The sequence below is a fragment of the Umezawaea sp. genome, assembly GCF_036375055.1.
GTDB lineage: Bacteria > Actinomycetota > Actinomycetes > Mycobacteriales > Pseudonocardiaceae > Umezawaea.
Window position 1 is genome coordinate 1 of the sequence record NZ_DASUSQ010000138.1, and the last position, 7,309, is coordinate 7,309.

7 protein-coding genes are annotated in these 7,309 nt (G+C 70.6%); all 7 read right to left on the minus strand.

Annotated elements, in window-relative coordinates; all coding sequences use genetic code 11:
* Nucleotides 1-636: 636 nt before the first annotated feature.
* Entirely contained in the window at nucleotides 637-1,839 is a 1,203-nt protein-coding gene (gene metK, locus VFZ92_RS34320; RefSeq protein ID WP_330880733.1) for a methionine adenosyltransferase, read from the minus strand.
* A gap of 72 nt (nucleotides 1,840-1,911) precedes the next feature.
* Nucleotides 1,912-3,156, minus strand: coding sequence for a bifunctional phosphopantothenoylcysteine decarboxylase/phosphopantothenate--cysteine ligase CoaBC (coaBC, locus tag VFZ92_RS34325; protein ID WP_330880735.1), 1,245 nt, complete (start codon nucleotides 3,154-3,156; stop codon nucleotides 1,912-1,914).
* Nucleotides 3,153-3,431 (minus strand): DNA-directed RNA polymerase subunit omega, encoded by a 279-nt coding sequence (gene rpoZ, locus VFZ92_RS34330; RefSeq protein WP_106197044.1) that lies wholly within the window; start codon nucleotides 3,429-3,431, stop codon nucleotides 3,153-3,155. Before rpoZ ends, coaBC begins: the two co-directional genes overlap by 4 nt.
* Before the next feature lie 48 nt (nucleotides 3,432-3,479).
* On the minus strand, nucleotides 3,480-4,094 hold the full coding sequence (gene gmk / locus VFZ92_RS34335) for a guanylate kinase (RefSeq protein ID WP_330880739.1): 615 nt from the start codon (nucleotides 4,092-4,094) through the stop codon (nucleotides 3,480-3,482).
* The gene (mihF, locus tag VFZ92_RS34340; protein ID WP_106197042.1) at nucleotides 4,091-4,408 is read right to left on the minus strand and encodes an integration host factor, actinobacterial type; all 318 of its coding nucleotides are present in this window, start codon (nucleotides 4,406-4,408) and stop codon (nucleotides 4,091-4,093) included. Before mihF ends, gmk begins: the two co-directional genes overlap by 4 nt.
* Nucleotides 4,409-4,816: 408 nt before the next feature.
* On the minus strand, nucleotides 4,817-5,632 hold the full coding sequence (gene pyrF, locus VFZ92_RS34345) for an orotidine-5'-phosphate decarboxylase (protein ID WP_330880742.1): 816 nt from the start codon (nucleotides 5,630-5,632) through the stop codon (nucleotides 4,817-4,819).
* Nucleotides 5,629-7,309: carbamoyl-phosphate synthase large subunit (gene carB, locus VFZ92_RS34350; RefSeq protein WP_330880744.1), on the minus strand; the 1,681-nt coding region annotated here is incomplete at its 5' end. The genes carB and pyrF, both read right to left, overlap by 4 nt.

Here is a 7,309-nt window from a genome sequence, read left to right on the forward strand (position 1 = left end):
GGCACCGTCGAGCTTGACCGTGCCCGAAGCGCGCAGGTCGGTGAGGTGCACCTGGCCGCCGGTGCGTATCTCGGGGGCGTGCAGGGCGAACCTGGCGCCGGTCAGGTGTGCGCCGCGCGGGCTGTGGTGGCCTCCGTCAGGTCCAGCGCCCAATCCTCCTGCCCGCCGTCGAGCCGCACCTTCCGCAGCAGCAGGTAGTGCTCCAGACGGAGCCACGCCGCACTGACGGGCGGGTGCGACCAGGCCGCTGAGGTCCACAGAGGACAGGGTGGCGCGGTCGAGCGGCACCGGGCTGTCGGTGCGGCGGTCGAGACAGCACGAGGGGCCGCTGGGAGTGGATGTCGGCCAGGTCCGGCGGGCCGATGACACGCGCGTCGCGCGGTCGAATACCGCGCGGATCGAGGCGGTCGGCGATGAGCAGATCTCGGATCGACGACGCGTCGATCGTCTCGCCTTTCAGGTCGACGAACTCGCCGTCGATGAGCCGTTGTTCAACCCCCATGCGACAAACCTATCGTCCCGCTGTCGAAATAGGACCGTGATTGAGACGTGGGAGCGCGGCCACCAATGCCGTAGAAATGCGAAAAAGCACGGCGGCCAGGCCGCCGTGCTTTACGCACGAGTAAAACAGGAAAGTCAGGCCCCCGCGGCCACCCGGAGGGCGTCGGCGCGCTCGGTGCGCTCCCACGGCAGGTCGATGTCCGTGCGGCCGAAGTGACCGTAGGCGGCCGTCGGCGCGTAGATCGGGCGCAGCAGGTCGAGGTCGCGGATGATCGCGGCGGGCCGGAGGTCGAAGACCTCGGCGATGGCCTGCTGGATCTTCGACGGGTCGACCGTTTCGGTGCCGAATGTTTCGACGAACAGGCCGACAGGAGAAGCCTTGCCGATGGCGTAGGCGACCTGCACCTCGATGCGGGCGGCCAGGCCCGCGGCCACGGCGTTCTTGGCCACCCACCGCATGGCGTACGCGGCCGAACGGTCCACCTTGGACGGATCCTTGCCGGAGAACGCGCCACCGCCGTGCCGCGCCATGCCGCCGTAGGTGTCCACGATGATCTTGCGCCCGGTGAGGCCCGCGTCACCCATGGGGCCACCGATGACGAAGCGGCCGGTGGGGTTCACCAGCAGCCGCACGTTCGACGTGTCCAGGCCCAGCTCGGCGATCTCCGGCCCGACGACGTTCTCGCGCACGTCCACGCCGAGCAGCTTCTCCAGGTCGATGCCGTCCGCGTGCTGCGTCGACACGACCACCGTGTCCAGCCGCACGGGCTGGTCACCGGCGTACTCGATGGTGACCTGGGTCTTGCCGTCGGGACGCAGGTACGGCACCGAGCCGTCCTTGCGGACCGCGGTCAGCCTGCGGGACAGCCGGTGCGCCAGCGCGATCGGCAGCGGCATCAGCTCAGGTGTGTCGGTGCACGCGTAGCCGAACATCAGGCCCTGGTCACCGGCGCCCTGGCGGTCGATCTCGTCGGCGGAGTCGGACACGCGCTCCTCGTAGGCGGTGTCGACGCCCTGCGCGATGTCCGGGGACTGGGACCCGATGGCGACGTTGACGCCGCAGGAGTGCCCGTCGAAGCCCTTGGCCGAGGAGTCGTAGCCGATCTCCAGGATCTTCTCCCGCACGATGGACGGGATGTCGGCGTACGCCTCGGTCGTGACCTCGCCCGCGACGTGCACCTGGCCGGTCGTCACCATTGTCTCGACGGCCACGCGGGAGCGCGGGTCCTTGCGCAGCAGGGCGTCCAGGATCGAGTCGCTGATCGCGTCGCAGATCTTGTCAGGGTGTCCCTCGGTGACAGACTCACTGGTGAACAGCCTGCTGGCGTGCTGGCTCACGGCGCTACCTCAAACCTTCGATGTCTGCGCTGATAAGGGGACAAGCTTAACGAGCGTGCGCACACGTCCGTGTCAACGATTACCGAGAAGATGAACCGCATCCCACAGAACGGAACCCAGTTGCGCTTTTGAGCCGTGCGTGATAGTGGTTTCGGTCCCGTCGGCCGACAGCAGCCACCCCCCGTTGTCCTCGACCTCGAACGCCTTGCCGTCCCCGACCGCGTTGACGACCAGCAGGTCGCAGCCCTTGCGCTTGAGCTTCGCGCGGCCGTAGTCCAGCGCGGTCGTGCCCTCGTCGCCGGTCTCGGCGGCGAAACCCACGACGACCTGGCCTGGACGGCGGCGTTCGACGAGCTCGGCGAGGATGTCGGCGTTGCGGGTGAGCGCGACCGGGTCGGGGTCGCGGTCCGTCTTCTTGATCTTGTGGCCGACCAGCGACACCGGCCGGAAGTCCGCCACGGCGGCGGCCATCACCAGGACGTCCGCGGTCTTCGCCACCTCGTGCATGGCGACCCGCAGCTCCTCGGCCGACCCGGCCTTCACCACGTCGACGCCCGCCGGGGCGACCAGGTCCGCGGTGTGCGCCGCGACGAGGGTCACCCGCGCCCCGCGCTGGGCCGCGACCCTCGCCAGGGCGTAGCCCTGCCTGCCGGACGAGCGGTTGCCCAGGAAGCGGACCGGGTCGAGCGGTTCACGGGTGCCGCCCGCCGACACGGCGACGTGCAGGCCTTCGAGGTCGCGGGGCAGCGCGTCGGGCCGGGCGAGCAGGAGCCTGGCCAGCTCCACGATCTCGGACGGCTCCGGCAGCCTGCCCTTGCCGGTGTCCTTGCCGGTCAGCCTGCCGCTGGCGGGCTCGGCGACGACCACGCCGCGCGAGCGCAGCAGCGCCACGTTGGCGCGCGTCGCCGGGTGCTCCCACATCTCGGTGTGCATCGCCGGGACGAGCAGGACCGGGCACCGGGCCGTGAGCAGCGTGTTGGTCAGCAGGTCGTCCGCGAGGCCGCCCGCCGCCTTGGCGATCAGGTTGGCCGTCGCGGGGGCCACGACCACCAGGTCCGCGGTCTGGCCGAGGCGCACGTGCGGCACCTCGGGCACGTCCTCGAAGACCCCCGTGTGCACCGGCTGACCCGAAAGTGCTTCGAAAGTTGCCGCGCCCACGAACTTCAGCGCGCCGTCGGTGGGCACGACCCGGACGGAGTGACCCGACTCGGTCAGCCTCCGCAGCACCTCGCACGCCTTGTACGCGGCAATGCCCCCGCCGACCCCGAGAACTACTCGGGGACGAACAGGGGCATCCGGGTGGAGCTGGGACGTCACTCGCCCTCGGTGTGCTCGAGCAGACCCGCGTGGATCTCCCGGAGCGCGATGGAGAGCGGCTTCTCGCGCGGGCCGGGCTCGACCAGCGGGCCGACGTACTCCAGCAGGCCCTCGCCCAGCTGGGCGTAGTAGTCGTTGATCTGGCGAGCGCGCTTGGCGGCGTAGATCACCAGCGCGTACTTCGAGCTGACCTGCTCGAGCAGGTCGTCGATGGGCGGGTTGGTGATGCCCTCTGGCGAACCCGTCAGCTGGCCCAGCTCGGTGTGCGTGGTCACTCGTCAACGCTCCTGCGGTTGTGTTTCGGCTGGGTCGTCCCGCGCCACTCAAGATCGAGACGAGACCTCGGGCTGCGGGCCGACCACCAAGTTTAGCAAATCGCGGGCCGCGGACCGCACGTCGGCGTTCACGACGACCTCGTCGAACTCCTTCTCGGCCGCCATCTCTTCCCTGGCGACCTCCAGGCGGCGCTCGATCACGTCCGGGTCCTCGGTCCCCCGGCCGACCAGCCGGTCGACCAGGTGCTCCCAGGACGGGGGCGCCAGCATGACCAGCTGGGCCTCCGGCATGGTGGCCCTGACCTGGCGCGCGCCCTGCAACTCGATCTCCAGCAGGGACGGCAGCCCGGACTCCAGGGCCCGCAGCACCGGGGCCCTGGGGGTGCCGTAGCAGTTGCCCGCGTACTCGGCGTGTTCGAGGAACTCGCCCGCGGCGACCATCCGGTCGAACTCGACGCGGTCGACGAAGTGGTAGTGCTGCCCGTCGACCTCGCCCGGCCTCGGCTTCCTGGTGGTCACCGAGACGCTGAAGTGCACGTTCACCGGCCCCTGGCGGCGCAGCTCGGCCAGCACGCTGGACTTGCCGACACCGGACGGACCGGAAAGTACGGTGAGGCGGGGCCGGGCAGATGAGCCCGACCCCGCCTCGGTGCCACTACTCACTCGCTGCTGAACTCGGCGAGCAGCGCCTTGCGCTGGCGGTCGCCCAGGCCACGCAGACGACGGCTGGTAGCGATCTCGAGCCGCTCCATGATCTGCGCCGCGCGAACCTTGCCGACGCCCGGAAGAGCCTCGAGCAGCGCGGACACCTTCATCTTGCCCAGGATCTCGTCGCTCTCGGCGGCCTTGAGCACATCGGTCAGGTTCGTGCCGCCACGCTTGAGGCGCTCCTTGAGCTCAGCCCGAACGCGACGAGCGGCAGCAGCCTTCTCCAGCGCTGCGGCCCGCTGCTCCTCGGTAAGCTGGGGAAGGGCCACGATTTCCTCCGTGGTGTGGGAATTTAATTCTGGGATCTGTGCCGCGACCGTACCGACCTCAATTGCCTGGGTACAACGCGGGTCCGGAAGTCGATGGGTTTTGCTAAGACCCTTGCTTTCAACTTCGGCCCCAACCCAGTCAGGGTTGAGCTTTACAGCGATCAGTTGGGCGCGGCGAGGGGTAGTAGTACCAACTCGCACCGACGGTCCCGTCACCGCCTCCGGTAACGCATTGGCCACGACCTGTGTGGTATGCGCACCTCGGGCGATCGAGCTGCCGGTGGCGTGGACCGTACCAGGGAACGTTTGCCCAGGTGAGCGGACCTCGACAAGCGTGTCGGAATTGGACAGGGCCGCCCCGCGGGCGTTGAGCGCCCGCGAGACGGCCCCGAGTGCCGTTTCAGGGGGTCAGGACACCTCGTCGCGCACGCGCAGCGCAGCGGCCCGCAGGGAGGCCACGTCGGGCCCGTGGCGCAGCACGTCGCGCGACGACGAGGGCAGCACGCCGCGCAGCTCGGCGCCGAAGAGGCGCCGCAGGTCGGCCACGCCCGCGCCCTGCGCGCCGAAGCCCGGCGCCAGGACCGGGCCGTTCAGCGCCGACAGGTCGACGTCCAGCTCGGCCAGCGTCGCCCCGACGACCAGCCCCACGTCGCCCAGCGGGTCGGCGCCCGCGTTGGCCGCGGCGGCGCCGTCGACGATCGACTGCGCCACCGTGCGCCCGTCGGGCAGGACCGCGCGCTGCACACCCGCGCCCTCGGGGTTGGACGTGCGGGCCAGCACGAACACGCCGCGCCCGTGGGCGCGGGCCGCCTCGACCGCCGGGTCGAGCGACCCGAAGCCGAGGAACGGCGAGACCGTGACCGCGTCGCCCGCGAGCGGCGAGCCCTCGGCCAGGTAGGCCGCCGCGTAGGCGGCCATGGTCGAGCCGATGTCCCCGCGCTTGGCGTCCACCAGCACGAGCGTGTCGGCGTCCCGCAGGCCGCCGACGACCCGTTCCAGCACCGCGACGCCCGCCGAGCCGTGCGCCTCGAAGAACGCCGACTGCGGCTTCACCAGCGACACCTGCCCGGCGAACGCCTCGACGCACGTGAGCGCGAACCGCTCAAGCCCGGCCGCGTCCGCGGTCAGGCCCCACTGCCCCAGCAGCGCGGGGTGCGGGTCGATGCCGACGCACAGCGGCCCCCGCTCGGCGACCGCCTTCGCCAGCCTGGTCCCGAAGCTCACTCGCCGTCCCCCTTCAGCGCCATCTGGAGCGACTGGAGGGAGCGGACGCCGATGTCGCCGCGGATCGCCGCCTCGATGCCGTGCACGGCCGCCGCCGCGCCCTGGATCGTGGTGACGCACGGGATGTCCCTGGCGACCGCCGCGGTGCGGATCTCGTAGCCGTCGACGCGCGGCCCGCTGTTGCCGTACGGCGTGTTTATGATCATGTCCACCCCGCCCGCGAGGATGATGTCCACGATGTTCTCGACGCCGTCGAAGTGCTTGCGCACCACCGTGCACGGGATCCCGTTGCGGCGCAGGACCTCGGCCGTGCCGGACGTCGCGAGCACCTCGAAGCCGAGGTCGGCGAGCCGCTTCACCGGGAAGATCATCGCGCGCTTGTCGCGGTTCGCGACCGACACGAAGACCTTGCCCGAGGTCGGCAGCGAGCCGTAGGACGCGGTCTGCGACTTGGCGAACGCCATGCCGAACGACACGTCGATGCCCATCACCTCGCCGGTCGACTTCATCTCGGGGCCGAGCAGCGAGTCGACGCCCTTGCCCTCGCGCGTGCGGAACCGGTGGAACGGCAGCACGGCCTCCTTGACCGACACCGGGGCGTGCGCGGGCAGCTTCGCCCCGTCGCCCGTGACCGGCAGGATCCCCTCGCCGCGCAGTTCCTTGATCGTGGTGCCGAGCATGACCCGCGCGGCGGCCTTGGCCATCGACACGGCCGTCGCCTTGGACACGAACGGCACCGTGCGGGACGCGCGGGGGTTCGCCTCCAGGACGTACAGGACGTCGTCCTTGAGCGCGTACTGGACGTTCAGGAGGCCGCGCACGCCGATGCCCTTGGCGATGGCCTCGGTGGAGCGGCGGACGGCGTCGATGTCCGTTTCGCCCAGCGTGATGGGCGGCAGCGTGCAGGCGGAGTCGCCGGAGTGCACGCCCGCCTCCTCGATGTGCTCCATGACGCCGCCGATGAACACGTCGGTGCCGTCGTAGAGGGCGTCGACGTCGATCTCGATGGCGTCGTCGAGGAACCGGTCGACGAGCACCGGGTGCTCCGGGCTGACCTCGGTGGCGCGGGCGATGTACCCGGCCAGCGAGTCCTCGTCGTAGACGATCTCCATGCCGCGCCCGCCGAGCACGTACGAGGGCCGCACGAGCACCGGGTAGCCGATCTCGTCGGCGATGGCCTTGGCCTCGTCGAACGAGGTCGCCATGCCGTACTTCGGCGCGGGCAGCCCGGCGTCGGTGAGCAGCTTGCCGAACGCGCCGCGCTCCTCGGCCAGGTGGATCGCCTCCGGCGGCGTGCCCACGATCGGCACGCCCGCGTCCGCGAGGCGCTGCGCGAGGCCGAGCGGCGTCTGGCCGCCGAGCTGCACGATCACGCCCGCGACCGTGCCCGAGCGCTGCTCGGAGTGCACGACCTCGATGACGTCCTCGAACGTCAGCGGCTCGAAGTACAGCCGGTCCGAGGTGTCGTAGTCGGTGGAGACCGTCTCCGGGTTGCAGTTGACCATCACGGTCTCGTATCCCGCACCGCGGAGAGCCATCACCGCGTGCACGCACGAGTAGTCGAACTCGATGCCCTGCCCGATGCGGTTGGGCCCGGATCCCAGGATCAGGACCTTGGGCCGGTCGGACGGCGCGACCTCGGTCTCCTCGTCGTAGGACGAGTAGTGGTACGGCGTG